Genomic DNA, 1,456 nt, shown 5'->3' on the forward strand with positions numbered 1-1,456 from the left:
CCGTCGGCGTCGGCGCTGAAGGGTTTGCACCGTCCGTCGGGTGCGAGGCCGCGTTGGCGGCTGAATTCGATGAAGGTGCTGGGGGTGGACATGACGGTGACGCCGCCGGCCAGTGCGAGTGAGCACTCGCCCTGGCGCAGGGCCTGCACGGCGAGGTGCACGGCGACCAGGGAGGAGGAGCAGGCGGTGTCGACGGTGACCGCCGGCCCCTCGAGACCGAACGTGTAGGACACGCGACCGGTGTGCACACTGCCCGTGTTGCCCGTACCGAGATAGCCCTCCAAGTCACCGGGTACGGACGGCAGCCGGCTCGCGTAGTCGTGGTACATGACGCCCGCGTACACGCCGGTGGAGCTGCCGCGCAGGCTCGTCGGGTCGATGCCGGCCCGCTCCAGCGCCTCCCACGACGTCTCGAGCAGCAGCCGCTGCTGCGGGTCCATGGCGAGCGCCTCACGGGGGGAGATCCCGAAGAACTCCGCGTCGAACTCCGCCGCCTCGTGCAGGAAACCGCCCTGCCGGGCGTAGGAGGTGCCGGGCCGGTCCGGATCCGGGTCGAACAGCGCGTCCAGGTCCCAGCCCCGGTCGTCCGGGAACTCCGAGATGGCCTCGCCCCCCGCCGCGACCAGGTCCCACAGCTGCTCCGGGGTGTCGATCCCGCCGGGGAAGCGGCCGCTCATGCCCACGATGACGACCGGGTCGTCGGCGCTCTGGGCCGGTGCCGCCGGTACCGGTTCCGTCACCGGCGCCGCGACCGCGCCCCTCAACTCGGCCAGCAGCAGGCGGGCGACGGCTTCCGGGGTCGGATGGTCGAAGACCAGGGTGGCGGGCAGTCGCAGGCCGGTGGCCTTGTTGAGGCGGTTGCGCAGCTCGACGGCGGTCAGGGAGTCGATGCCGAGTTCCCTGAAGCCGCGCCGCGCGTCCACCGCCCCGGGGTCGGTGTAGGAGAGGGCCGCGGCGACCTCGTGCCGCACCAGGTCGAGCAGGAACGCATCGCGCCGGTCCTCCGGGAGGCCCGCGAGCCGCTCGGCCAGGGAACCCGCCGACGGACCGGACCCGGCCTGCGCGGTGCGGCGCACCGCCGCGCGGACGAGGCCGCGCAGGATCGCGGGGATGTCGCCGCCGGCGGCCCGCAGTCCGGCCGTGTCCAGCGCCATGGGCACCACGTCGGCGACGTCCAGCGCCAGCGCGGCGTCGAACAGCCGCAGACCCGACTCGGGGTCCAGCGCGGCGATGCCGGTCCGGGCGAGGCGGGCCAGATCCGCCGCGTTCAGCGTCGCGGCCATCCCGTCGTCCGCCCACGCCCCCCACCCCAGCGACACGGCGGTACGGCCCTCGGAGCGGCGCCGCTGGGCCAGTGCGTCCAGGTAGGCGTTCGCCGCCGCGTAACCGCCCTGGCCGGCTGTGCCGTACGTACCGGCGACGGACGAGAACAGTGCGAAGAGGGTGAGGTTGTGGT

1 protein-coding gene is annotated in these 1,456 nt (G+C 74.0%); it reads right to left on the reverse strand.

Features of this window, described 5'->3' with window-relative positions:
* Positions 1 to 1,456, reverse strand: a 1,456-nt coding sequence (locus E4U92_RS35245) for a beta-ketoacyl reductase (protein WP_137304532.1), incomplete at both ends; no start/stop codon positions are given.

Source organism: Streptomyces galbus (assembly GCF_005280195.1).
Taxonomy (GTDB): Bacteria; Actinomycetota; Actinomycetes; order Streptomycetales; family Streptomycetaceae; genus Streptomyces; species Streptomyces galbus.